This window comes from Methanobrevibacter sp., from assembly GCF_045126245.1.
Lineage (GTDB): Archaea > Methanobacteriota > Methanobacteria > Methanobacteriales > Methanobacteriaceae > Methanocatella.
Genome location: NZ_JBGVOG010000020.1, coordinates 17,005 through 41,157, shown reverse-complemented (window position 1 = coordinate 41,157; position 24,153 = coordinate 17,005). Strand labels below are relative to the sequence as shown.

The 24,153-nt window shown below is 35.2% G+C and carries 24 protein-coding genes; 11 read left to right on the top strand and 13 right to left on the bottom strand.

Annotated features, from left to right (window positions below; all coding sequences use genetic code 11):
• Positions 1–256: 256 nt before the first annotated feature.
• Entirely contained in the window at positions 257–688 is a 432-nt protein-coding gene (locus tag ACJMLZ_RS01595) for a hypothetical protein (protein ID WP_405303637.1), read from the top strand.
• 9 nt (positions 689–697) lie between these two features.
• Here the strand turns inward: ACJMLZ_RS01595 and ACJMLZ_RS01590 are convergent, their stop codons facing one another.
• Positions 698–1,279, bottom strand: a complete 582-nt coding sequence (locus ACJMLZ_RS01590) for a ZPR1 zinc finger domain-containing protein (protein WP_405303636.1) — start codon at positions 1,277–1,279, stop codon at positions 698–700.
• Positions 1,272–2,216, bottom strand: a complete 945-nt coding sequence (locus ACJMLZ_RS01585; RefSeq protein ID WP_405303635.1) for a 3H domain-containing protein — start codon at positions 2,214–2,216, stop codon at positions 1,272–1,274. The genes ACJMLZ_RS01590 and ACJMLZ_RS01585 overlap by 8 nt, the downstream gene beginning before the upstream one ends.
• Positions 2,217–2,407: 191 nt before the next feature.
• Here ACJMLZ_RS01585 and ACJMLZ_RS01580 point away from each other — a divergent pair, with 191 nt between their 5' ends.
• Together ACJMLZ_RS01580 and ACJMLZ_RS01575 are read left to right on the top strand one after the other, a co-directional pair.
• Positions 2,408–3,460: a DUF1611 domain-containing protein gene (locus ACJMLZ_RS01580; RefSeq protein WP_405303634.1), complete on the top strand. Its 1,053-nt coding sequence runs from the start codon at positions 2,408–2,410 to the stop codon at positions 3,458–3,460.
• Positions 3,461–3,465: 5 nt separating this feature from the next.
• Complete coding sequence (locus ACJMLZ_RS01575) at positions 3,466–4,041, top strand: cell division protein SepF (RefSeq protein ID WP_405303633.1); 576 nt, start codon at positions 3,466–3,468, stop codon at positions 4,039–4,041.
• Between the two features lie 5 nt (positions 4,042–4,046).
• On the opposite strand, the gene ACJMLZ_RS01570 is transcribed toward ACJMLZ_RS01575, so the two are convergent.
• Genes ACJMLZ_RS01570 through ACJMLZ_RS01560 form a run of 3 tightly spaced genes read right to left on the bottom strand, consistent with a single transcriptional unit; the run spans position 4,047 to position 6,405 of the window.
• On the bottom strand, positions 4,047–4,943 hold the full coding sequence (locus ACJMLZ_RS01570) for a TDT family transporter (RefSeq protein ID WP_405303632.1): 897 nt from the start codon (positions 4,941–4,943) through the stop codon (positions 4,047–4,049).
• A 41-nt stretch (positions 4,944–4,984) separates the two neighbouring features.
• Entirely contained in the window at positions 4,985–5,614 is a 630-nt protein-coding gene (locus tag ACJMLZ_RS01565) for an Ig-like domain-containing protein (RefSeq protein WP_405303631.1), read from the bottom strand.
• Positions 5,615–5,640: 26 nt separating this feature from the next.
• A complete protein-coding gene (locus tag ACJMLZ_RS01560; RefSeq protein ID WP_405303630.1) occupies positions 5,641–6,405 on the bottom strand; it encodes a TatD family hydrolase in 765 nt (254 codons plus the stop codon).
• Positions 6,406–6,591: 186 nt separating this feature from the next.
• On the opposite strand from ACJMLZ_RS01560, the gene ACJMLZ_RS01555 reads away from it, so the two are divergent.
• Positions 6,592–7,371, top strand: coding sequence for a helix-turn-helix transcriptional regulator (locus ACJMLZ_RS01555; protein ID WP_405303629.1), 780 nt, complete (start codon positions 6,592–6,594; stop codon positions 7,369–7,371).
• A gap of 8 nt (positions 7,372–7,379) precedes the next feature.
• Here ACJMLZ_RS01555 and glyS read toward each other — a convergent pair whose 3' ends face one another.
• From glyS to tfrB, 5 genes are read right to left on the bottom strand one after another with little or no spacing between them, the layout of a single operon-like run.
• A complete protein-coding gene (glyS, locus tag ACJMLZ_RS01550; protein WP_405303628.1) occupies positions 7,380–9,074 on the bottom strand; it encodes a glycine--tRNA ligase in 1,695 nt (564 codons plus the stop codon).
• 12 nt (positions 9,075–9,086) lie between these two features.
• Complete coding sequence (dcd, locus tag ACJMLZ_RS01545; protein WP_405303654.1) at positions 9,087–9,674, bottom strand: dCTP deaminase; 588 nt, start codon at positions 9,672–9,674, stop codon at positions 9,087–9,089.
• A 28-nt stretch (positions 9,675–9,702) separates the two neighbouring features.
• Complete coding sequence (locus tag ACJMLZ_RS01540; RefSeq protein ID WP_405303627.1) at positions 9,703–10,527, bottom strand: 4Fe-4S binding protein; 825 nt, start codon at positions 10,525–10,527, stop codon at positions 9,703–9,705.
• On the bottom strand, positions 10,524–11,432 hold the full coding sequence (locus tag ACJMLZ_RS01535; protein WP_405303653.1) for a TrmJ/YjtD family RNA methyltransferase: 909 nt from the start codon (positions 11,430–11,432) through the stop codon (positions 10,524–10,526). Before ACJMLZ_RS01535 ends, ACJMLZ_RS01540 begins: the two co-directional genes overlap by 4 nt.
• An 11-nt stretch (positions 11,433–11,443) precedes the next feature.
• Positions 11,444–12,919 carry a fumarate reductase (CoM/CoB) subunit TfrB gene (gene tfrB / locus ACJMLZ_RS01530; protein ID WP_405303626.1) on the bottom strand — a complete coding sequence of 492 codons (1,476 nt, stop codon included), beginning with the start codon at positions 12,917–12,919 and terminating at the stop codon, positions 11,444–11,446.
• A gap of 105 nt (positions 12,920–13,024) precedes the next feature.
• Here tfrB and iorA point away from each other — a divergent pair, with 105 nt between their 5' ends.
• Genes iorA through ACJMLZ_RS01515 form a run of 3 tightly spaced genes read left to right on the top strand, consistent with a single transcriptional unit; the run spans position 13,025 to position 15,843 of the window.
• Complete coding sequence (gene iorA, locus ACJMLZ_RS01525; RefSeq protein ID WP_405303625.1) at positions 13,025–14,920, top strand: indolepyruvate ferredoxin oxidoreductase subunit alpha; 1,896 nt, start codon at positions 13,025–13,027, stop codon at positions 14,918–14,920.
• A gap of 4 nt (positions 14,921–14,924) precedes the next feature.
• A complete protein-coding gene (locus ACJMLZ_RS01520; RefSeq protein WP_405303624.1) occupies positions 14,925–15,509 on the top strand; it encodes an indolepyruvate oxidoreductase subunit beta in 585 nt (194 codons plus the stop codon).
• 55 nt (positions 15,510–15,564) lie between these two features.
• Positions 15,565–15,843, top strand: a complete 279-nt coding sequence (locus ACJMLZ_RS01515; RefSeq protein WP_405303623.1) for a hypothetical protein — start codon at positions 15,565–15,567, stop codon at positions 15,841–15,843.
• A gap of 177 nt (positions 15,844–16,020) precedes the next feature.
• Here the strand turns inward: ACJMLZ_RS01515 and ACJMLZ_RS01510 are convergent, their stop codons facing one another.
• Both ACJMLZ_RS01510 and ACJMLZ_RS01505 read right to left on the bottom strand, forming a co-directional pair.
• Entirely contained in the window at positions 16,021–16,452 is a 432-nt protein-coding gene (locus tag ACJMLZ_RS01510; protein WP_405303622.1) for an amino acid-binding protein, read from the bottom strand.
• A gap of 8 nt (positions 16,453–16,460) precedes the next feature.
• Positions 16,461–17,762, bottom strand: a complete 1,302-nt coding sequence (locus tag ACJMLZ_RS01505) for a phenylacetate--CoA ligase family protein (protein WP_405303621.1) — start codon at positions 17,760–17,762, stop codon at positions 16,461–16,463.
• Positions 17,763–17,995: 233 nt separating this feature from the next.
• Here ACJMLZ_RS01505 and ACJMLZ_RS01500 point away from each other — a divergent pair, with 233 nt between their 5' ends.
• Entirely contained in the window at positions 17,996–19,606 is a 1,611-nt protein-coding gene (locus tag ACJMLZ_RS01500) for a sodium:solute symporter (protein ID WP_405303620.1), read from the top strand.
• Entirely contained in the window at positions 19,606–19,719 is a 114-nt protein-coding gene (locus tag ACJMLZ_RS01495) for a symporter small accessory protein (RefSeq protein WP_342765164.1), read from the top strand. Before ACJMLZ_RS01500 ends, ACJMLZ_RS01495 begins: the two co-directional genes overlap by 1 nt.
• A gap of 256 nt (positions 19,720–19,975) precedes the next feature.
• Here the strand turns inward: ACJMLZ_RS01495 and ACJMLZ_RS01490 are convergent, their stop codons facing one another.
• On the bottom strand, positions 19,976–21,781 hold the full coding sequence (locus ACJMLZ_RS01490) for a YhgE/Pip family protein (RefSeq protein ID WP_405303619.1): 1,806 nt from the start codon (positions 21,779–21,781) through the stop codon (positions 19,976–19,978).
• Between the two features lie 120 nt (positions 21,782–21,901).
• Here ACJMLZ_RS01490 and ACJMLZ_RS01485 point away from each other — a divergent pair, with 120 nt between their 5' ends.
• Both ACJMLZ_RS01485 and ACJMLZ_RS01480 read left to right on the top strand, forming a co-directional pair.
• Complete coding sequence (locus ACJMLZ_RS01485) at positions 21,902–22,702, top strand: carboxymuconolactone decarboxylase family protein (protein ID WP_405303618.1); 801 nt, start codon at positions 21,902–21,904, stop codon at positions 22,700–22,702.
• 44 nt (positions 22,703–22,746) lie between these two features.
• On the top strand, positions 22,747–24,132 hold the full coding sequence (locus ACJMLZ_RS01480; protein WP_405303617.1) for a glutamate synthase-related protein: 1,386 nt from the start codon (positions 22,747–22,749) through the stop codon (positions 24,130–24,132).
• Positions 24,133–24,153 lie beyond the last annotated feature (21 nt).

Here is a 24,153-nt window from a genome sequence, read left to right as displayed (position 1 = left end):
TTTAATGCTACTATTTTTTATTTTTTTAAAACTGTTTTTCAAAATTTTACAAGTATTAAAATTATTAATTTTCCGCATGATTATTTTATATCTTACACTAAAAACTACTCGAATACTGCTTCAATTCTCTAATTAAATCAATACATTTATATATAACTTTCAATAAATGTTTACTTAGATATTGATGTGCTGCCGACTTTTTATTAAAAATGGCGGATATAGTCAATATTATTAAATAATCGAATGAGATGTTATTATGCCTGAAGATGAAATTTTTGAAGAAGAATTTGATGAAGAAGATGAAGAAAAATTACCTTTCGCTAAGGCTGAAGTTGTTCGTTTAATGAAAGAAAACTTAGATGATGACAAGATGATTAGGGAAAGAGTAAAAGTTGAAATGAACAAGTTTTTAGGCGATGTTTTAAAAAATGTATGTAAACAATTAAACGATTATCCTTACACTACAATTGAATATGAAATGCTTAAGGAATCTACTTACCCATACACTAACATCGAAAGGATTAATCAAGAAAAAGAAAGAATTTTATTACATTTAGAAGCTATTAAAGCTGACTGTAATGCATTGGCTATGGATGTTCAAAAAACTTTAAAATTAAAAGACGTTGTTGAAGAAGATACTTTCACCAATTTCTCAGCAAGTCTTGATGAAGAAGAGGAAGAAGAATAATTCTTCTTTCTAATTATCTTCAATATGAGTAAAACCAGTTTTTAATTTATGCAATTCCTCTTCAGGAATGTCCAGTATTTCTGCTTTTTCACTAACTATATTACTTTGTCCAAATGGATCCAGAATGATTAATGTTGCAGTTCCGTTTCCTTTTTTTAACTCCTGAATATGTTCTAGGGTCTTTTGAGCATTAGCTTGTGACTCTTCATTGTCAAATAAGTTCATCGCTTTTTTAACTGCATCTTCAAAACGGGTTAATATTCCCTCTACATTTGTCACATATCCCTCTGACTTTGGGCCGGGTTCCACTTTAACGCCAACTTCAGGGATTGAAACGGTTGCGGATTGGGATCTTACAACGCGAATGGATAAGTTATTTCTATTTATTTCAAGAACATATTTTGCAGGGTCATTTTGTTCAAGAGCTATAATGTCATTGTGTTTAAACCCGCAGGATGGGCATTGTATGCTGGTTTCTAAAACATTTCCGAAATGAGGTATCTCAATTTCCTTCATTATTGATTTGGCAACACCTTCAATTCCGCATGCGGGACATTTAATAATCATTTCAGTAAGAGTATCATCATTCATTTAAAACATATCCTTTATCTTCTAATTCTGTTATAATTTTATCCAACTTTTCCTGGTTTGAAGCACATATGGATGTATTTCTGTAGTCAGATAAGTCATAGAGTTTATTCAAGTATTCTTTTTTGTCTTTATTTTCATTAATATTTTTTATAAACTTTTCAGCGGAGTACACGTCTGAAACATTGATGTTTCTGACCAGCGGTTCTTTGAAGCCAGGAATGTTATATGTCACTTTTTCAAGAGAACCGTTATTTTCTTTGATGATGATGTTTATCACATCTTCAAGTTCTTCAACGTTATTTGTTAGCTTTATTGTGGTGCAAGCTTTATTGATGATTGATAAAATCTTATCCAATGTCTTTTCAATGGTTTCAGTTTTTATTATATCAACATCATTCTTTTCCGCCTGCTTTAACAGGTGGTCGTGGATAATCCTGTTTTCTTTAAAGTAATCAAGCTGTTTTCCACCTCTTTGAATTTGAATGGCTCTTTTAACGAATCTCTCTTTGTGGGATTCCTCATCTGAACTTAAAACGAAGAAGTATATGTTTGCATATTCCTTGAACTGGTCAATGTCAATTAGTCCTGGAACTAAGTGAACTCCCTCAATGACTATGTCGTCATAGTCGGTTATTGCTCTTTGAATAATCTTTTCCAAAGCAGGAATCACATAGGAGGCATGTTCATCAAACCCTGCGGAAACCAAATCATTGTAGTCTTCATAACGATTCTTGTTTCTTAGATGTTTATAGGCATCATATGATGAGCTATGGAGTGCTGGAGCATATTCCTTACCTATTATACCGCGCACAACAGCCCTAATAAAATCACTTTCAATCAAATGTTTTATATTAAGTTGTTTGGCCAGTTCCGCAGCTATTGTTGATTTTCCAATTCCTGATGCACTTCCAATCAAAATAACATAGGGTTTTCTCATGCTTTATTTCTCCTTTTAATTTTTTTATTATCAATATTATATTTAATAATTATTACACTTTAAACATTTACATTTATTAATATGAAAAATTATATCTAATAGTATAATATTATTTTTATGATTTTTTCAAAAATAGTAGGATAATAAAATTACGGGATAATTATAAATTATAAGTTATAGGGGTGAAATTGTTGTATTCAATAAAATCAGTTAAAGAGATTCAAGATTTAAATCCATTCATTGTAGTTGGTTGTGGCGGTGGAGGAGAAAAATTCTCCAATCTTGAAGGTGTTGAAGCTATAGGATTCATTGATGATAATGTTAACAAGCAAGGAAAAGAGTTTTGCAAATATACTGTTGCGGGTAGCTTGGAAGAATGTTTAAAAAGCGCGCCTGAAGCAAAATCTCTTGTTATAATGTTGCCGATTGGTGCTGAAGGATCTGCACTGAAATACGCAGTTCAGGCTATCGATGCGGGATTGAATGTAATTACTTCATTTAGATCTTTATCAATAAGTGAAAACTTATCCTTAAAGAAATTTGCAGATTCAAAAAATGTGGTGATAAAGGAAATAGGCCCTAGGTTGGACGTTGTTGAAAGGATAGCTGGTGTGGCTCCTGAGAAATCCTGTGAAGTTTTACCAAAAATATCTTATGTTCCGAAAGCTCCAGTAATCTTTGTTGGAGGAACATCCCAGGAATGTGGAAAAAGAACCACTACCAAACAGCTAGGCATTGCTTGTATGGAAAGAGATTTGACCCCTGCAATTATTTCCACTGATGAAATGGGATTGGAAGAACCGACTGATTTTAATTTTAGGGCTGGAAGTTTATCCGCTATGGATGTCCCGGCAGCCGTATTGTCCGCAATTAAATATGTGGAAGAGACAAAAAACCCTGATATTATTTTTATTGAAGGTCAATCTAGCTTAACTGAAGACGGAAATCCTCACCCAAGAGGATTGTCTGCGGCTATTTTAATTGGAGCTGCTCCTGATGCGGTTATTGTTGGACACAGACCAAATCACCCTTACAGAGATCCAAAAGGTATCAAAGAAGAAATTAAAGCTATTGAGGCTGTTGAACCTACAAAAGTTGTGGGTTTATCTATCAATCTTAAAAATGCTGATGACGGCATGACTATCGAATCTTTCGAATCAGAATTTGGATTGCCTGCTGAAGATGTTTATAATAATGGGGCAGCTAAATTATTAGATGCTATTCTTAAATATTTAGAGGAGTAATTTAAATGAGCTTTACTGACACATTAAAAAGAAGTTTAGGTTTTGAAGAAACTAACTCAAGCGATAAAAAAACAAATGGTGAAACAAGCTTTTATGAAATATTGGATGATTTGAGTAATGATGTGAAGGTTGGGGTTTCCAATTTACGCGAAAGGCTGCAACAAAACGGTTCTGAAAACTATAATCCTGCTCAAAGTTCCAAAGTGAACTATAATCCTAATCCCGAATACAAACCCAACCATAATTCTGAGCAAATGCCAAGACCTACTCCGATTTATGATGATTATGACGATTATGTGATTACTCCCGAACAGTCATATTATGAGATTGTTCTCATTAGACCAAAATCAATTGATGATGTGAACTATGTTATTGACCAAGTAATTGAAGAGAGAAATCCTGTTATTTTAGATTTGTCCTTCTTGGAAAGGGAAAGTCCAGCTAACTTTAAATTGGCAGGACAAAAAATCAAACAGATGAGAGAGGGATATGGTGCTCAAGCATTATTGCTCGCTCGCTCTGAAGAAAAGAATTTGATTATTATATCTCCTAATAAAGTCAGGCTGATTAATAAAAGTTAAGTAGATTAATTTCTACTTAAAAATTTTATATATTTTATTAATACATACAATACGATAGCTGAGGCTATGATTGTCTGCAAAGTCAATACATCGTCCAATATGATGTTTGACCCTATTTTTGAAATTACTCCTTTTGTTGCAAGAGTGCTGATTACAAATGGAAATGTAAATGCCGCAAAACTTGGATAAAAATCTAATTTTCTATATTCCAGGAATTTAATCAGTGAAAATATGTAAAATATACATGCAAATGCATACATTATTCCTAAAAACTCAATTGATATGCTATTGTAGGAATTTATGTATCCCACTATTAATATGCTTAAAACCGCATTGAAAATACATATCAACGGTTTATTGGCATCAGGAATGTCACTGTATTTCAGGTATCTGTATATGACAAGGGGCAGTGTAATGAGCATTGCAATAAATCCTGCCAAAAAGAATATGAATCCTATTTCATTAAGGCCGTGCACATGTGCTGTGATTGCGGCCATTGTAATTCCAATAAAGACTATCCAGTAGCTTGGATAAACTGTTGAAATATCAAAGTTGGATATGATAAAATGATGGGTAAAGTAAATCATTAGTGAAATGTGTAAAGCTACACCCAATATCCACACACCACACGCGATATCCGGCATAAATTGTGAAAGGTATGTAGATAAAAGCATTAAACTCATAGAAAAAGTGCCGGAATTACTCGCAATAACTGGATTTTTTAAATCCTTTTTAATATTTTTGGGATATAAAATGAGTTTTGCCAATATTAAAATCATGAGTATTATACCTATTGTGGCGCAAAGTACTCTTAAATAGGGATGTGTATCGTTTAAGAGATTTCCAAGGGATAATAATGCAAGAATTAATCCGCAAATTGGAATAGGTATTTTTTCAATCATATTTATTATATTGATTTTTAAAAATTAAAAAGGCTATGGGTTTAACCGCCATAACCGTAAGTAATTACATATCCGTTTCTGTCAACAAGCCTGAAGTAACCGTCGTCATAGTGAATTTTCACGTTTCCATCGCTCATGCTTTCACGATAGGTTTCGTGTTCATGGGGATTCCAACCGTTAATAATTTCACTTTCGTGATTTGGTGTGTATCCTTTGTAGTTGGGATCATTTTTAGGCCTATTTGCTTCAATTGGATCTTGAGTACTGCTTGCAGTTGCCTCGCTAGTGCCATTTACGGTAATCTCTTTTGTAGTGGAAGCCGGTTTGTAGGTATCGTCACCTTCAAAGCTGCATGTTAGGTTATATGTTCCAACATTATCTTCAGTTAATGTTAATGTGGCAATTCCGTTTGAATCTGTTTTAATTAAATATTCCTGTGAGGTGTTGGAATTTCTAAGGATAACTTTAATGTTTTTATCGGAGATTGGGTTGTTTTCAGAATCATATAAATGGACAGTGATATTATCTCTCCCATTTAAAGATTCCGGGCTGGTAATGTCTAATTGGCAGTCTTCTTTCATCATTGTTGGAATAACCGTGGCCCCAATTAATATAAGTAAAATGGCAATAATTGCAATTAATGCCGTTATGATTAATTTGTCGTTTCCCATAATGATAACTTAGTAATTCATAATATTTAAATTGTGTTTAAATCGAAAAAGTCTTCTGCATTTTTAAATGATACTTTATCAATTTCTTTGCGAGGATATCCTAGTCTTTCAAGTTCCCGTACAGTTTTAGGAACTGAAAGAGGATCTGACGGTTTATTGCTAATGTCACTATTTAACAGGAATCTATCAAAACCATATTCATCCAAAATTGCTATAGCGTCTTCTTTTTCCATTTTTTGGGGTTGCACAGTTAAGCCGAGCATACAATCGGTATTGATTGACTCTTCAATAACGTCTGGGTTGATGTGGTCGATAACTGCCTGTGTTTCATCTAAATGTTGAGGTATGATTTCAATAATCTCTTTTAGAACTTCCTTTTTGTTTTTTCGAGGTGTATGAACAATCACTTTTGATTTGGTCTCCTGTGCAATATCCAGTTGTTTTTTAAATATCTCAATTTCGTTTTCACTCATATCTTCAAGACCAATTTCGCCAATGGCAACAATTTGTTTGGCATCAATCCATTTGTATAGGCTTTCAAAGATTATTTCCGGATTTATATTGGTGTTTGTTGGATGAATGCCTAATGCTACCTTCAAATCAAGTCCATGTTCTTCTGCTCTTGCAGTGTCCAATTCCAATATTCTGTTTAAGTGATTTAAGAGAATCATTTCATGTTCTATTCTATAAGGGTAATAGCTGCATGTAATTGCTGTATTGATTCCTGCAAGATACATTTGCCTAAAATCCTCGCCGCTTCTTGAATCTGCATGCATATGTGTATCAATCATTTTTATCCCATTCGATTTTATTAGTTTATGTTTAATTTGTTTATTCTGTTTTAAAAAAATATCTAAAAAATCTAACTTCTTTTATAGTTTTTGCAAGTGTTATCCTATGCGGTTGTTCACTTCAAGAAATTTTATATTTTTAGTAATAAAAATAATAGAATAAGTAATACTAATAGGTGGTCTATTGTGATTGAAGAAAACGAAAATTATTTAAAAAGTTATGAATCTATTTCAAAAGATGTAAAATATATTACAAACTCGTTGTCTAGGTTAAAAATTATAGCAACATTATATGAAAACCCTAAAAGCATGAAATCCTTGACTGAGGATACTGGATTAAGCTACAGTTCAGTATCAAGCACCATGCACAAGCTGGAATTGGAAAATTTTGTCTACAGGCAATCAAGCAAATATCATTTGACCAATTCCATGAAAATGCAGATTGAAAACATTCTGGAGTTGAATAAAACAATTGATGTGATAAACAAGTTTTTCAATATTTTGGATAAACATCTGGTTGATATGATTCCAAATGAATCAATAGCCGAGATATACTTGATAGGGCAGGCGAGTCTAATTGAATCCGATGATATTGATGCGTATAGGACCTACAATTATATTGAGAATGCCCTAATGGAAGCTGAGTTTGTAAAATGCATTTTGCCGTTTTATTATGAAAATTTCAATAATCAATTGAATAATATGGTTAAAAACAATAAATATGTAGAAATGATGGTTTCCAGCGATATTCTAAGTGTTTTTGAAGAAAAATCTGAAATTAAAAGTTTTTCATCATTTAAAAAAGAAGATAATTTTCTATTGATAGTCACAGATAAAGTGATGATTCTGGGATTATTTAAGGAAGATGGGAGTTTTGATCAAAATAGATTATTAATCTCAAAAAATAGCAATTCATTGAAATGGGCAGATAATCTCTATGAAAATTTTAAAAATTTAAATAAATGAGTTTAAACTCATTTATAATATTTTTCCAAGTAGTCGTTTAGCTCATCAATCGGAATTCTTTGCTGATTTTCGGTGTCTCTGTCCCTTACTGTCACCTGATTATCTTCAAGGGTATCGAAATCAACTGTTATTGCAAGAGGAGTACCAATTTCATCAGCTCGAGCGTATCTTTTTCCAATTGTTCCTGTTGCATCATATTCTACTCTAAATCCGGCCATTCTTAAGCTTTCAGTTAAATCTTGAGCAATTTCACGCGGGCCTTCCTTATTGACAAGAGGGAAAACTCCAACCTGCACCGGAGCAACTGATTTATCAAATTTAAAGTAGTCTTTTTCTTCAGTTTCTGTAAATGAATGGAGTAAAACTGAATATACTATACGGTCAATACCGAATGAGGGTTCAATTACATGAGGTATGATTCTCTCACCAGTGATTTCCTCTTCAATTTCTTCAAATATGAGCAAATCTTTGTCTACTTCATAAACCTTATCCAACTCAACGGTGAATTTTCCATCATTTTCAAGTGCTGCCTTGATGTCTTCAGGGTCAGCATCTTCAATGGCTTGTTTTACTTTAGGTGAATCTCCTTTAAATATAGGTCCAAATTTGGATAAATTAGGTTTAACGACTGTTTTTTGAACTTTTTTAGGTTCGTCGTATTCAATAAACACGTTCAGTTCATCATTACTGAACTCGGAGTGTGAAGTCAAGTCATAATCTCCCCTATCGGCGATTCCAATGATTTCAACCCAACCGTATTTGTCGGTTTTCACTTCTACATCCCAACAGTCAAGTGCATAATGTGCCATTTCCCCTGCAAGGTGTTGTCTGAATCTTAAAACTTCTTCTGGAATTCCAATTTCAGTTAAAAATTTACGTGCTAAATATAATTGATAAATTAGCATTTCGTTGGCCACAATGCCTTTGTCCAGAGCTTCACGTGCAGTAATTTCCAATGGTTCTGTGTTATTTTCTTGAACTTCCTGTGAATTTAAGCGCAATATCTCGTTTTCAATTTGTGCGAATTTCGGATGGGTTTTATCTTTAGGGTTTAGGAATATCTCCGCTTCCGCCTGTGTAAATTCCCTAAGTCTGATAACGCCTTGTCTTGGAGATATTTCATTTCTGTATGCTTTTCCAAGCTGAACTGCTCCAAATGGAAGTTTTCCTCTGAAAAATCTTTCCAAACGTTTGAATAAAATGAATATTCCTTGAGCGGTTTCAGGTCTCATGTAACCTACTTTATCTCCTTTTGCTCCGATTTCTGTTTTAAACATCAAATTATAATTCCAGATGTTGGATAATTTTCCACCACATTCCGGACATACTATATTGTTGTCGATGACAATCTGGTCAAGCTCTTCGTTTTCCAGACTTTCCACATCTTCCCCAATCACCTCTTCAATGATGTGGTCTGCTCTGAAAACTTCACCACATTTTTCACATTTGCACATTGGGTCTGTGAAGTTGTCAACATGTCCTGATGCTTTCAAGACTTCTTTAGGCATTACTGTAGGACCTTCAATTTCATAAAATCCTTCACCGGAAACATATTGCTTTCTCCATTTTTGCATAATGTTGTTCTTTAGGCTTGCTCCAAGGGGACCATAGTCAGTAAAACCTGATACTCCTGAGTAAATTTCAAAGGACGGCCATAAAAATCCTCTTTTTGCACTTATATTGTTCATTTTATCATGATTCATAAATATTAACTCCTAATCTTTTTTCAATTCATAATCTAATTTGACTCTACTGCTTTCAGGGCGAGTCTGGCCCATATATTTACTATTTCTATCAGGGTGTCCATATGGCACTTCTGAAGGGGTTGTCATGGTTTCAAACACGATTTGACAAACTCTTTGGCCAGGATAAAGTGCGACAGGCATTGCACCAATATTGGATATTTCTAAAGTGATTTTCCCTTCAAAACCAGGGTCAATAAAACCTGCTGTAACATGCATTGTAACACCTAAACGCCCCATGCTTGAACGTCCTTCCACTCTTGCAACCAAATCATCAGGTATTTTAACATATTCCAAAGTTGTAGCAAGGGCAAATTCATTTGGATGTATAATGAACGCTTCACCCTCTTTGACGGTGGTTGATTCCATATAGGATGCAACATCTTCTTCATCTTTAGGATCAATGTAAGGTTTTCTTATGACTTTAAATACTTTAAATTCATCTCCCAATCTCATATCAACGGAAGATGGTTGTATTTGCTTTTCGTCTTTAAGAGGTTCGATTGCTATTTTTCCCTCTTTTAAGTATTTTTTTATATCTTTATCACTTAAGATTGCCATGTTTTCACACAAAATCATTTAATAAGTTTTATAATTCTTTTTCATAAAGGTTATCAATTCTATTGACTACATTTTCAATAGTCTTGTCGCTATATTCAATGCTGATGGCATCAAATTTACAGGAATTAGCACATAATCCGCATCCTTTGCAGTTGTCTGTGTCGATTGTGATTTTACCGTCTTCCATGCTGATGGCCTTGAACATGCACATATCAAGACATTTCTTACATTTTTTACAGTTGTCATCGTGTAGTTTAACTTGCACGCCATCCAACTTTTCTAGTTTATCGCTAATGTCGCTATCTAAATTAGGATAAACTTTCCACAGGCAGCAACATGGACAGCAGTGGCAGATTGTTAAAAGTCCTTTTCCAGGTCTGACATTCATCCAAACAGTATCGATTTTGTTTCTACCGATTATATGGCTCAAACCCGCAGCATCAGCTTTATCCACCTGAGCCAATGCTTCTTCGACTGTTGCTTTTTTACCGATGCTTCTTGGAATCTTTTTACTTGTTGGTCCAAGGAATATACAGCCGATATCTTGTGGATAGTCCTTACAATCGTTTGAAGTCCTACAAAGGCAGGTATCCATAATTACAATGTCATCACAACGTTTGATGACATCTTTAATAATCTCTGTTGGCAAGAATTCGGAGCCTTCAGATTCAATTTTTTTGTTGATATTTATGGTATTTGGGATAACTACAATTTCATCATCTTCAAAAAGCATTTTATCAATAAATTTTTTATATGCCTTTGATTTTTTTGTGATTTCAGCTATCCAAAATCTCCAATTGAAAATGTATTTTAGGACAAAAATACTGATTTCTGCAAAGCTAATTCGTTTCATTCTTCACCAAGTTTTATTTTTAATCGTCTTAATATGCCTTTTAATGTATGCGCTTCCCTACCAGTTATGAATGCTCTATTGATAATATTTTTGAATGATTTTAAACCATTTTTCTTTTTGTGGTCCGGTATATCCAAACTGTTAATCAAATCACTCATGTCCTTTAATAAATATTCTTTTTCAAGCTCGCTGCTTTCTTCCAAACCTTTAACGCCATAATCATGTTTGTTTTTAAACAATTCATAGAATATGATTGCGGCAGCATGGGAGATATTCATTATAGGGTAAGTGGGGTCTGTGGGAATGGAGACACAAATGTCACAATCTTCAATCTCTTTATTTGTAAGTCCATTTCCTTCCCTTCCAAATAAAATTGCTATTTTATTTGAAGCATTCAATGATTTTCCTAGCTCTTCCGGTCTAAGGGGAATTCTAGATAAATTATAACTTCCTCCGGCCATACCAGTAGAGGCAACTTTAAAATCAATTCTTTGGGATTGGTAAAATTCATCCAAAGTTTTGTAGATTTTTGCATTTTCAACAATATATTTTCCGTGTGTTGCCTGATAATATGCCTCGTTTGTTAGTTTGGGAGGATTTATAAGTATTAAATTTTTCAATCCAAAGTTTGCCATGGTTCTTGCAAGAAAACCAATATTTCCGGGAGTTTCACACTCAACAAAAACAATGTAAATATTCTCTTTAAAGAGGTTTATTTCCTTTTCTTCCTGAGCTTTTGTAAGTTTCGCCCTTCCGGTTCCTCTGGATTGGGTTTTTGCTTTTGATTTTTTTGTTGAAGTTGATTTTTTTTCTGCTTTTGAGTCTTCTTCCTCTTTTGGTGAAGCTAATGGGGCTGTATCCACCACTTTTTCTTCACTTACAGCAGCATCTCCTATCTTAATCAACTCCATTATAATTATTCATAAGCTTTTGTTAATAATTCAAGTATGTGCATAGATTTGATGTCTTCGCAACCTATCGCATTTAAACCATCCTGCAAGTTCAAATCACAGAAAGGACAAATTGTAACTACCGCATCAGCACCTGTATCCTTAATCATTTCCGCCTTTGATTTTGATAAATCCATTGCGATTTCAGGTTTTCCGGATTTTATTCCTCCACCGGCTCCGCAGCATTGGCAAGGATATTTCATTTCTTCGAATTTGATTCCAGGAATCATTTCAATTATATCTCTTGGTGCATCTTTTATGCCTTGGCCCCTTCCTAAATGGCATGGGTCATGATAGGTAACTTTCATGTCAACTTCTTTCATTTTGCTCGCATCAAGTTTATCCACTAAAAATTCACTGATGTCCATTACGTGTAATTTTGAGCCGAATTCCGGATGATTATTTTTCAAGGTAGCTCCACAGCCTGAACAAACAGTAATCACGGTATCGTAATCTTTAAAGACTTCTTTATTTTTGTCAACGAGTTCCTGAACTATATCTGTTTGCCCGGTTCTTAAAAGAGGGGAACCGCAACATACCTGGCCTTCTGGAACATCAACGTCAATGCCGTTTTCCTTTAAGACATTTACCAGCATGTGTCCGATTTCAGGGAATTTATAATCGACCATGCATCCGGTAAAGAAAGCCACTTTGGATCCAGTATAATTTTCAACTTCATCGATAAATGATGTTTTATCGGTTTTTATAGACCTTCCAGTTTTTAAGATATTATCTTTAAATGCCACATGTTCCGGAAGTGGGCCTGAACCATTTGCAACTGCAATGGCTCTCATTTTTTCTATTGCGTCTCCAAATGTGTTGATGTTTTTAGGACAAACAGCCAAACATTTTCCGCAACTTGTACAATTGTACAATCCTTCATCCAAAGCATCTTTCAGCCTGTCAAAGTTGTCTCTAGGGTCAGTTTCAAATTTATTGATATATCTCATTAGGTAAGGTCCGCCGAATTCTTCAGTTGCAATATTGACAACAGGGCAAGTTGAAAGGCAGGAATAACATTCTATACAGCTTCTTACTTTTTTGGTATCTTTTGTGTCATCTTTTGTAATTGAAGTATCGAGTTCACTACATTCATGGTCACATTGGAGGGATAACTCTAAATCTTTTACTTTAGCTTCGATACTTGATTTATCAACTATTAAATCTTTAATGACAGGAAAATTGAGCGGTTCAATAATTGCACCATCTTTTATTTCCTTCTGACATGCAAGAGCCCCATTTCCTTTAAACAAGATTCCACATGATCCGCATTGTCCAGCCCTACATGAGCTTCTAAAACTAATGTCGGCATCATATTTTTCGTTAATGGCTTGAAGCGCATCCAATACTTTCATCTGAGGTGTTTTTTCAATTTCATAACACTCCAAATGAGGTTCTGTGTCTTTTTCACCATCAAACCTTGAAACATAAACTTTAATCATCATTCCCCTCCATTTCTAAAAGCTTATAAAATATTATAATATAATATTTATACATCAAACTATTATATAATATATTGTATTAATGATTATTTTGAGGAAAATATAATGAATTTAAAAGAATTAGTTACAGGGGTTCAAGGTGAAAAACAATTTTTACTTGGTAATGAAGCTGCTGTTAGGGGAGTGATAGAAGCGGGTGTTTCTATTGCAGCCACCTATCCTGGAACTCCTTCATCAGAAATTGGAAACGTATTATCCGTATTGGCTAAAGATGCCAATATCTACTTTGAATTTTCAACAAATGAAAAAGTGGCGATGGAAGTTGCGGCAACCGCGGCCGCTTCAGGATTACGTTCATTTACTTTCATGAAACATGTAGGGATGAATGTGGCCAGTGATTCATTCATGACAACTGCATATTCCGGTGTTAAAGGCGGTATGGTCATCTTGTCCGCCGATGATCCTTCACTGTTTTCATCTCAAAATGAGCAGGACACTCGTAACTATGCGAGACTGGCGAACGTTCCTGTTTTGGAACCGTCAAATTGTCAAGAAGTAAAAGACATGGTTAAATATGCATTTGAATTGTCTGAGGAATTTGGCCTTCCAGTAATTGTCAGAACAACCACTCGTGTATCCCATATGAGGGGTGTTGTTGAATTTGGAGACATAAAGGATAATTCTTCAAACAGTGATAACCACTGGAAGAGAGGTCATTTCGATAAAGACCCTTCAAAATTCGTACCCGTTCCAGCTTTTGCCGGCGAAATGCATGTGAGGTTATGGGATAAAATTCATAAAATTGAAGAGATTGCAAATAAAAGTGATTTGAATAGTGAAATTGACTTTGCAAGTGATAAGAAATATGGAGTTATATCTTCAAGCAGCGCTTATAATTACGCTCATGATGTTATCAAATTCAATGGATTGGACATGGATATTTTGAAATTGGGATTTTCATATCCGTTTCCACAGGAAAAGGTTGCTGAATTTTTAAGCAATCTCGATGAAGTGTTTGTCGTTGAGGAAGTCGACCCGATTATTGAAAGGGATGCCTTGGCTACAATAGGCGCGAAAAAATTGGATGTAATCGTTCACGGTAAATTGGATGGCACATTCCCTCTTTTCCATGAATTTAATTCAGATGTTGTGGCTGATGGATTCGATAAGGTGTTAAGTTTCAAGGATGACAAATCAATCAGTTATTCATCAAGTTTGGAAAAATTGTCTGAAGATATCCCTTCAAGGGCACCGGTCTTATGTGCAGGATGCCCTCACAGGGCAATGTATTATGGAATCAACAAGGCTATTGATGAGCTTGGATTAAAACCGGATGATGTGGTGTTTGCATCAGACATCGGATGTTATACCTTAGGAATTAATCCACCGTACAATGCTGCTGATTACCTGTTGTCAATGGGGTCCAGTGTAGGTGACGGTTGCGGATTTTCAGTTTCCACCAATCAAAAGGTAGCAAGCTTCATCGGAGATTCAACATTTTTCCATAGTGGAGTTTCACCCTTAATCAATGCAGTTCACAACAAGCATAATTTTGTCCTGACAGTTCTTGATAACAGGATTACAGCAATGACTGGAGGCCAGCCAAATCCGGGCATCCCGGTTGACGGTATGGGTGATGATGCCCCTGAAGTTTCCATTCGTAAACTGGCTTTGGCTTGCGGATGTGATTATGTGCGGGTAATCAATCCATTCAACTTGGAACAGGTTGTCAAAACATATAAAGAGGCTTTCGAAAGAGATGATACTGCAGTAATTATATCAAAAGCACCATGTACCTTAATTAAAGGCTTGACTAAAAAACCGCCGGTTCAATTTGTTGAGTCAAACTGCAATAATTGTGATAAATGTGTAAGTGAGCTCGCATGTCCTGCAATTTCAAAAATCAATGGAAAAATCACAGTTGATGAAGCTCAATGTGATGGATGTAATGTATGTATTCAGGTCTGCAAGTATGGGGCTCTAGAAGCAGGTAGGGAGTGAGAAAATGGATAATCATTATAGTATTTATATTTGTGGTGTTGGAGGTCAGGGAATTATTAAAACCTCAACTATTATAGGTGAAGCTGCAATGAACCAAGGTTTGGATGTAGTGATGAGCGAAATTCATGGAATGTCTCAGAGAGGGGGTTCTGTTTCCACTGAGTTAAAAATTGGCGGATTCAACTCTTCAATTATTCCAAATCAGGGAGCGGACATGTTACTTTCTTTCGAACCAATTGAAACAATAAGGGGATTGGATAAAGCAAACAGCGAGACTAAAATTGTTTACAATACTCATCCGATTATTCCATCTTCCGCTGATAAAGATTATCCTAGTGTTGATAGCATAACCAAGACATTGAACGAAAATTTCAAGCATGTTCTTCCTATTGATGGGACTAAATTAGCCATCGAAGCAGGAAGTGTTTTAGCATTAAACATGGTTTTATTGGGTGCAGTCACTGCAGATGATAATTTTCCGTTGTCAAAGGAGTCTGTAATTGATGCAATGAAAAATAATTTAAAACCTAAATTCCATGACATGAATTTAAAGGCTATCGAAAGCGGATATAAATCCATCAAAGGTTAAAAATATAAATAGTATTTAAGATAAAACTTTTAGTATATAATGAAGTTGTGGTATTATGGCTTACAAAATTGATAATGCAATTGTTAAAAGAGAGGTAAACGGAAGTATTTCCCTAATTGACCCGGATAATATTTTTGATGATGAAGATGCATTCATTGCTGTTAAAAGTGATGATTTAATCACTATTCAACTTTTAATTAATGGAATAATGAAAAACGATTTTAAAAATTGGAAAGAGTTAGGGGTTATTCCTGAAACAGAACCTCTTAAAGCTCTTTTTGTTCGTTTAGGTTATTCCAAAGAAGATATAGCTAAAATGCTTAAAGAATTTTAGCTACTTTTTTTATTTTTTTTAATTTTGCATAAATTGCTTTTATTTTCTATTATTGTGAAAAAATCATTGAAATTAAAAACAAGAACAATTTGTAGAAAAGAGATATTTCTCTTCAGTTTCTCTTTTTTAGTTCCTGTAACTTTTTAAAAAATAGTGTAGAAAAGAGGTTAATCTTTTCTATAAATCTTTAATGTCGTTTTCATCTAGTATTTTAACGTTGCTTTCATTTAATGCGTCAATAGCTTTTTCCATATTTTCCAGTCTCATGACTACAATGGCTTCGTCGCTATTGCTGCTTACAAAAGCATATAAGTATTCCAGGTTTATTCCTTTTTCATCAAAAACGGCCAATGTGGAATTTAATCCGTTAGGTTCATCCGGAACGGACAAGATAATTACTTCATTTTCCTTTACAATAAAACCATCTTTTTCAAGTGCAGCTATTGCCTTTTCATTATCTGAAACAATTAATCTTAAAATTCCATATTTTGAAGTATCTGCTATTGAAAGAGCACGAATATTGATGTTTTCTTTAGCTAATGTGTCAATAGCCTTTTTAATTCTTCCTTCTTTGTTTTCTACGAAAATTGAAATTTGTTTCACTGCCATTTTATCACCTATTCAAATTTTCTTTCATCGATTACGCGAACAGCTTTACCTTCACTTCTTGGTAATGATTCCGGTTCACAGAGTGTCACGTCTACCCTCAATCCGGTTTCTGATCTGATTGCCGCTTGGATTTGCTTTTCCACTCTTTCCATTTCTTTCATTTCGTCTGAGAATAAATCTTTTGTAGCTTCTACCTTAACTTCAACTTCATCTAAAATGTCCGGTCTTGTTACGTGAATCATGTAGTTAGGACTGGCACCTTCGATTTTAAGCAATGCCTTTTCAATTTGTGATGGGAATACCATAACGCCTTTGATTTTCAACATATCATCACTTCTTCCGGTGATTCTAGTCATTCTTACGGTTGTTCTTCCACATTCACATTTTTCCCCGATGAGTGAAGTTAGATCTTTTGTTCTGAATCTTATAATAGGCATTCCTGTTTTGGTAAGTGAAGTTAGAACAAGTTCTCCTTTTTCGCCATACCCTAGGGTTTCGCCAGTTTTCGGATTAATGATTTCCGGATAGAAGTGGTCATCCTGAATGTGCATTCCGTTTTGTTGATCGCATTCTTGAGCAACGCCCGGACCCATTACTTCTGTTAATCCATAAATGTTATGTGTTTTGATACCAAGTGAGGATTCGATTCTTTTTCTCATTTCATCAGTCCACATTTCGGCTCCGTGGATTCCTATTTTTAAGTTGATGTCCTCTAGAGGAATTCCTGCTTTTTCTCTTGATTCTCCTAAATACATTGCATAAGATGGAGTGCAGGTTAGGATTTCACTTTGGAAATCCACCATTGTATCGAGCTGTCTTTTGGTGTTTCCTGCGGAAATAGGTATTGTAATTGCACCCATCTTATTTCCGCCGTGGTGAATACCGAATCCTCCTGTGAACAGGCCATAGCCGTAAGCATTTTGGATAATGTATTCTTTTTCAGCTCCGGCCATTTTAAGTCCGCGCGCAATACATTCTCCCCATATGTCCAAATCATTTTGTGTGTATGCTGTCACGGTTGGTTTTCCGGTTGTTCCTGATGATGCGTGAACCTCTACGATTTCTTCTCGAGGAACTGCAAGCAATCCTAACGGGTAAGCTTCTCTTAAATCATTTTTTGTGGTGAATGGTATTTTTTCAATATCTTTTAAAGTTTTAATATCTTCAGGTTTTATTCCTGCTTCATCAAATCTTTTTTTGTAAAATTCGACATTTTCATATGCCAATTTCACGGTCTCCTGAAGTCTTTTCAGTTGTATTTCTTCTTTTTCATCATTTCCCATACATTCCGCTTCTTCATTCCAAAACATATTATCCCTGTTAGTAAATTTTCTAATTATGTTTAATTATTATATTTCATTTATATTAAATGTTATATTATTTTAATATAATATTTGAACTGGCAATTCTGATTTAATCAGATTTCAAAATTATTACTATGCACATTATTGTACATCAATGTATCTTTATGCTAATATTTATATATCTATACATTTATAAATTTAAGTGTAATATCAAGTTTTTAATTTTTGAGGTATCATTTATGGATGTAATGATTTTAGCAATTGTATTTATAGTCTACATATTTGCTTTGGTATTTGTAGGTTATTATGCATATAAGAAAACTAATTCCTCTGAAGACTTTATGATTGCTGGTAAGGACACTCACCCATTCATTATGGCAATGAGTTATGGAGCAACATTCATTTCGACAGCGGCAATCGTTGGATTTGGAGGAGTTGCAGGTGAATATGGTATGAGTGTTCTATGGTTGGCATTCTTAAACATTATTATAGGGGTGTTCATAGCATTCGTATTCTTGGGAAAAAGAACTCGTAGAATGGGCCATTCTTTGGGGTCTTTGACATTCCCTGAGTTTTTAGGAAAACGTTTTGACAGTAAGTTTATCCAATATGTTTCTGGTTTGATTATTTTCTGTGCAATGCCAATCTATGCGGCGGTTGTGTTGATTGGAGCTGCAAGATTTTTGGAATCTTCATTATTAATTGATTTTAGTATTGCACTTTTAATCTTATCAATAATTATCACATTTTATGTATTGTTCGGTGGAATCCGTGGTGTGATGTATACTGATGCACTTCAAGGTACAATCATGGTTGTTGCAATGATATTCCTGCTGGTATTTGTATATTGGTTGCTTGGAGGTGTAAGCACTTCAAATACAGCACTTTCAGGTATGGTTAACTTATACCCTGCCGATGCGATAGCAACGGGTGGAACGGGCTGGACTTCGTTTCCGGAGTTTGGAACACCATTCTGGTGGTCTTTAGTTTCATCAACTTTAATCGGTGTGGGTATTGGTGTGCTTGCTCAACCTTCTTTGATTGTAAGATTCATGACAGTCAAATCCGATAAGGAACTTAACAGGTCCGTTTTGATTGGAGGTATTTTCATTGCAATCATGCCGACTACTGCATATATTGTAGGATCTCTTTCAAATGTATATTTCATGGATAAATTAGGCAAGATTGCAGTGGATGTGGTTGGAGGAAATATTGACAAGATTATTCCAACATTCATTACAATGGCTCTGCCAGAATGGTTCGTATACATTTTCCTGCTTTCTTTAATTGCGGCAGCAATGTCAACAATATCTTCTCAATTGCACACCCAGGGAACTGCATTCGGTGTAGATATCTACTCAACATTAAGGGATAAAAGCAAAAGGAAACTGGATGATGTTTCAATTTCAAGAGTGGGTATTTTAATAGCTATTCTTTTAGCTTTGGTAATGGCATTTTCACTTCCTGGAAGTGTGGTTGCATTGGGTACAAGCTTGTTCTTTGAAATCTGTGCAGCAGCATTCCTGCCGGTTTTCTTAGGCGCACTTTACTGGAAAGGCATTACAAGGCTCGGTGCTATTGCAGGAATCCTATCCGGAACATTCATGAGCCTGTTCTGGCTGATATTCGTATTCAAAAAGACTGCAGTTGGCCTTGGAATATGTAAATTCCTGCTTGGCGTTGAAACAATCCTGCCTGCGGCACCATGGCCGTTCATTGATGTAATGTTAATAGCAGTTCCGGTTTCAGCAATATTTACAATAGTTGTAAGTTTACTTACCCAGCCTCCGGCTAAAGAGGTTGTCGATAAGGCATTTGAAAGCATTGATACAAAAGGAAGTGATGTATAATGGCGATTTTAGGAATTGAAGACCCATGGATTTGGGGAGTATATCTTGGAATTATATTATCTACACTTTTATGTATTGTTTATGGTATTGTAAACTGGAATAAAGGAGATTAATCTCCTTAACTTTTCTTTTTTTAGATATTAACTTTTTTTTTTAATGTGTTAGTCTTTTGGTATGCATGGTGTTTTATTTATGAGTTATTTTTCGACTAATCTGCCTGCAATTAGTTTCGATGCTTCATTAAATTGATGGTAATGCCGGCGATTATGTTTAATTTTCCCTCTTTATGAAGCTATTTCATCACGAAAAACAGTGTCTTATTTAAAATTAGGTTAATTTAAAAAAATAAAAAAATGGAATCACAAACATCTAATTAAAGATGTCGGATTCTTCTAATTTTTCTTCGAAATATTTTGTACGTTTATCAAATCTTTGTTTTAGAATAATTGATGCCAGGGTTACAATTATTCCTGCTACCAATAGGAACATGTATGAAGGTATATAATTGCTCCAGATTAAACCGAGCTGTGATTCACGCACTATGTTTATTGCATGAGTCATCGGCAGATACGGTGACATTACTGCAAAGATTTTGTGCATGATTTCAACAGGATATATACCACCGGTACCGGATATTTGGAATACCAGCAAGATTATTGCAATACCATCTCCCACCTTTCCGAATAGTGATATTAGGGAGTATATTATTGTCATGAATATTATTGCAACAAAATAACACGAAAAGATGAACATTACAGGATTGTGAACATCAATTCCAAGGAGGAATGCTCCGATTAGTGTTACTGTAGTTTGCAGTATTGCTATTATGTTGAACAGCAACATTTTACCGAAATACATTTCATGAGGTTTATATGGGGTGCCGATACTTGTTCCGACAGATAAAATTACAGTAGTAATCAATCCACCAACCCACATTGATAAAACCAGATAAAATGCTGCAACCTGGGAACCGAAATTGCTGGTTTCAAATTCTGCATATCTATCCAGTTTTACAGGTGCGTAGAAATAGTCTCCTACTTGACTGTCATTCAATCCGGTTACATCAGAGAGTGAACCTGCCGCTGAAGCCAATGAACTGGATGCTGTAAATAATGCTGAAGCAGCGGAATTTGCAAGTAATTGCGCACCAGCAGCCAAGCTTATTGATCCTTGAGATAGTTCATCCACGCCTCCTTTAAGTCTGCCAGTATTGGATGCTAAGGATGCAGAACCGCTAGCTACCTGACTTGCACCATCATTCAACTGCTGAACTTTGCCTGTAACATTATCTGCTTTAGTATCAACACTATCCATCCATTCTTTTATAAACTCAGAATCAGGATGATTTTCTCTAACAAAATTAGTAACATCATGAACGGCGGTGTTATAAGTATTTACTTTGTCATATGCCTGTTGAGTACCTCCAGCCACTTGACTTGCACCATCAGCCAATTGATTGGCACCGTCTGCCAACTGACCTGCACCGTCGGATAATTGTGCCGCACCGCTTGAAACCTGACTTGCTCCGCTGCCTACCTGGCCCGCTCCATTGGACAAGAGAACTGCACCGCTTGACATTTGTGCTGCTCCTGAAGCCAGTCCGGATTCCAATTCTCCGAGTTTATCATAAGCTGCCAGATTAATAAAAGTAACGATTTCAGCATTGATATTGTTATATACTGCTTTTGCGGCGGCATCTGACAATTTAGCCGCTACAGGATATTTTTCATTAACAATATATTCTAGTCTAGCTGAATGGGGGTCATCTGTTGTAATGGATACAATCGATTCACTGAAGTTGGCGGGTATTATCATACCTGCATAATATTTTCCATTATGCACGCCCTGCCGCAGTTCATCCGAGCTCACGAATACCCAATCAAAATCAGTATTATTTTCAAGCATTTCAACCAAATCGCCACCAGCATCTATGCTCACATTTTCATATGTGGCTCCTTTATCTTCATTAGCTATTGCAAATTGGACATGATCAGTATTTTCATAAGGATCCCAACATGCATAAATGTTAATTAGCCCATATAAGGAAGGCAATATAATGATTGCTATTAAAAGAAGAATTGCAATTGGATTTACAAATGCTGATTTGGCGTCGTTTTGTATTATTTCCCGTATGTTATGCCGACTGTTCAATATTCCGTCTATTAAATCAACCATGTTTAAATCCACCTTATTATATTTACAACTTTAAAATTTCGTTAGTATTATTTTTATTTAATTTTATATAAAAATGTATATTACAATTTTTAAATTTCAATATCTTCTTTTCAAGAGATATTGAGTCATGAAAAAAGTTTGGATGTTGAAAATATTGTTTTTGTGGATAAGCTTTTTTATATTAAAAACATAAGCTATCTCATTAATTATTTTTTTAGCAATTTTGGAATAATCAAAAAAAACGACCCTGAATTTCATGAAATCTTTAAAAATTTTGCATTTGGGGAAGTGTTTGAATATGCTTCTTTAAGTGAAAAGGACTCAATTTTAGTAATATTGGCTTCTTTAATTGCTGCACAATCTCCGAAGTCATTTAAAAAAATATTACTCTCCGCTTTGGATAAGGATATTTCACCTGAGGAAGTCAAGGAACTTTTGTATCAGGCGGTTCCTTATGTCGGGTTTGCAAGAGCGCATAATTTTTTCGGTGTGGTCATTAAAGTTTTTGACAAAAAAGGAATCGAGTCACCTTTAAAAAATAGGTCAAACACTAATCCCAGCACCAGGCATGAAAAAGGCCGTGAAATCCAGGAGTCATATTTTGGCAGGCAAAACATTGAAATTATGAGAAATCAGACACCTGATGACCAGAAGCATTTCAATACATTCCTTGAAGGATTTTGTTTCGGCGATTTTTATACAAGGGATGGTTTGGATGACAAGCAGCGTGAATTAATTACATTCACATTTATTGCGACTTTGGGAGGTTGTGAAAATCAACTGAGAGGTCATGTTCAAGGCAATTTGGCAGTAGGAAATGAAAAGGAAAAACTAATTTCTGCAATTGCGGTAATTCTACCTTATATTGGTTTTCCAAGAGCTCTCAACGCTTTAGCGATTATTAATGAAATTTGTCAATGATGTCGATATTGAAATATTTAATATTATAAATTAAAGGTGATTGCATGATTTATAAATGTACTATTTGTGGTCATATTCACAATGAGGAAGCAACAGGAATTTTATTAAACGAGTTGGATGCATGTCCAATCTGTAAGCAGGACATCTCAAAATTTGTGGAAGTTGAAAATTCAAAATCAACAGAAGCTAAAGAAATTAAAAACACTGATTTGGCTTATGATAAAGATTATGCCAAAAGCGATAAGGGTATAAGGCAAATGGATGCGATTCACCAAATGGCTATTACAGGCGAATCCATTGTTGCGGCAATGTATACCGAGCTTCCAATGCCCAATTGGGATGACATTTTAATTTTGGGAAATCAGTTGAACCCGCAGCCTTTGGAAGGCGATGTTGAGGTTAGCACTCAAACAATTATAGGTGGGAATGCTAAAAAACCGTTAGTCATTGAATCTCCTATTTACATTACTCACATGTCTTTTGGTGCTCTTTCAAGGGAGACAAAAATAGCTTTGGCTAAAGGTAGTGCAGCCATTAAGACAGCCCAGTGCAGTGGTGAAGGTGGAATATTGACAGATGAGATGGAAAATGCATATAAATACATTTTTGAGTATGTTCCGAACAAATACTCTCTAACTGAGGATAATCTGAAAAATGCAGATGCCATTGAAATCAAGATTGGTCAATCTACAAAACCAGGTCTTGGAGGGCAGCTTCAAGGCGAAAAGGTAACTGCAGAGATTGCAGAAGTCAGGGGAAAGGAAATAGGCAAGGATATTCACTCACCAGCAACAATTCCTGAAGTCAATTCAAAAGAGGATTTGAAGGATTTGGTTGATGAGTTAAGGTCCAAATCATTGGGCCGTCCGATCGGCCTTAAGTTTGCAGCGGGTAAAATTGAAGATGACCTCGATTATGTGTTATATGCCGAACCTGATTTCATTACAATTGACGGGAGAGGCGGATCAACCGGCGCAAGTCCGAAATTGATTAGGGATTCAACATCTGTTCCAACAATCTATGCGCTTTCAAGAGCTCGCAAATACCTGGACGAGAATGAAAGCGACATTGATTTAACAATAACCGGCGGTTTGAGAGTTTCATCTGATTTTGCAAAGGCATTGGCAATGGGTGCCAATGCAGTAGCTATTGGGACTGCTGCAATGATTGCAGCAGCCTGTCAGCAATATAAGATTTGTGATACAGGGGACTGTCCTGTTGGTGTTGCAACTCAGGATGATGAGTTAAGAAAAAGACTTAAAATCGAAACTGCGGCAAAAAGGGTTGAAAATTATTTAAGAGTTTCAACTGAGGAGCTGAAAACCTTTGCAAGGATTACTGGGCACAATGATGTGCATGATTTAAACATCAATGATTTGTGCACAATCAACTCCGAAATATCCGATTATACGGATATCAAACATGTTTAAAAAAAGTGAGAGTATTAATGT

Excerpts from the sequence above, each read along its gene's own strand:
- ACJMLZ_RS01540 (WP_405303627.1), bottom strand. The coding sequence starts at position 10,527 with ATGAAACGAATTAGCTTTGCAGAAATCAGTATTTTTGTCCTAAAATAC.
- dcd (WP_405303654.1), bottom strand. The coding sequence starts at position 9,674 with ATGGCAATCTTAAGTGATAAAGATATAAAAAAATACTTAAAAGAGGGA.
- ACJMLZ_RS01480 (WP_405303617.1), top strand. The coding sequence starts at position 22,747 with ATGATTTATAAATGTACTATTTGTGGTCATATTCACAATGAGGAAGCA.
- ACJMLZ_RS01575 (WP_405303633.1), top strand. The coding sequence starts at position 3,466 with ATGAGCTTTACTGACACATTAAAAAGAAGTTTAGGTTTTGAAGAAACT.
- ACJMLZ_RS01515 (WP_405303623.1), top strand. The coding sequence starts at position 15,565 with ATGGCTTACAAAATTGATAATGCAATTGTTAAAAGAGAGGTAAACGGA.
- ACJMLZ_RS01490 (WP_405303619.1), bottom strand. The coding sequence starts at position 21,781 with ATGGTTGATTTAATAGACGGAATATTGAACAGTCGGCATAACATACGG.
- glyS (WP_405303628.1), bottom strand. The coding sequence starts at position 9,074 with ATGAATCATGATAAAATGAACAATATAAGTGCAAAAAGAGGATTTTTA.
- ACJMLZ_RS01495 (WP_342765164.1), top strand. The coding sequence starts at position 19,606 with ATGGCGATTTTAGGAATTGAAGACCCATGGATTTGGGGAGTATATCTT.
- ACJMLZ_RS01520 (WP_405303624.1), top strand. The coding sequence starts at position 14,925 with ATGGATAATCATTATAGTATTTATATTTGTGGTGTTGGAGGTCAGGGA.
- ACJMLZ_RS01590 (WP_405303636.1), bottom strand. The coding sequence starts at position 1,279 with ATGAATGATGATACTCTTACTGAAATGATTATTAAATGTCCCGCATGC.
- ACJMLZ_RS01585 (WP_405303635.1), bottom strand. The coding sequence starts at position 2,216 with ATGAGAAAACCCTATGTTATTTTGATTGGAAGTGCATCAGGAATTGGA.
- ACJMLZ_RS01565 (WP_405303631.1), bottom strand. The coding sequence starts at position 5,614 with ATGGGAAACGACAAATTAATCATAACGGCATTAATTGCAATTATTGCC.
- tfrB (WP_405303626.1), bottom strand. The coding sequence starts at position 12,919 with ATGATTAAAGTTTATGTTTCAAGGTTTGATGGTGAAAAAGACACAGAA.
- iorA (WP_405303625.1), top strand. The coding sequence starts at position 13,025 with ATGAATTTAAAAGAATTAGTTACAGGGGTTCAAGGTGAAAAACAATTT.
- ACJMLZ_RS01500 (WP_405303620.1), top strand. The coding sequence starts at position 17,996 with ATGGATGTAATGATTTTAGCAATTGTATTTATAGTCTACATATTTGCT.
- ACJMLZ_RS01570 (WP_405303632.1), bottom strand. The coding sequence starts at position 4,943 with ATGATTGAAAAAATACCTATTCCAATTTGCGGATTAATTCTTGCATTA.
- ACJMLZ_RS01560 (WP_405303630.1), bottom strand. The coding sequence starts at position 6,405 with ATGATTGATACACATATGCATGCAGATTCAAGAAGCGGCGAGGATTTT.
- ACJMLZ_RS01595 (WP_405303637.1), top strand. The coding sequence starts at position 257 with ATGCCTGAAGATGAAATTTTTGAAGAAGAATTTGATGAAGAAGATGAA.
- ACJMLZ_RS01510 (WP_405303622.1), bottom strand. The coding sequence starts at position 16,452 with ATGGCAGTGAAACAAATTTCAATTTTCGTAGAAAACAAAGAAGGAAGA.
- ACJMLZ_RS01505 (WP_405303621.1), bottom strand. The coding sequence starts at position 17,762 with ATGTTTTGGAATGAAGAAGCGGAATGTATGGGAAATGATGAAAAAGAA.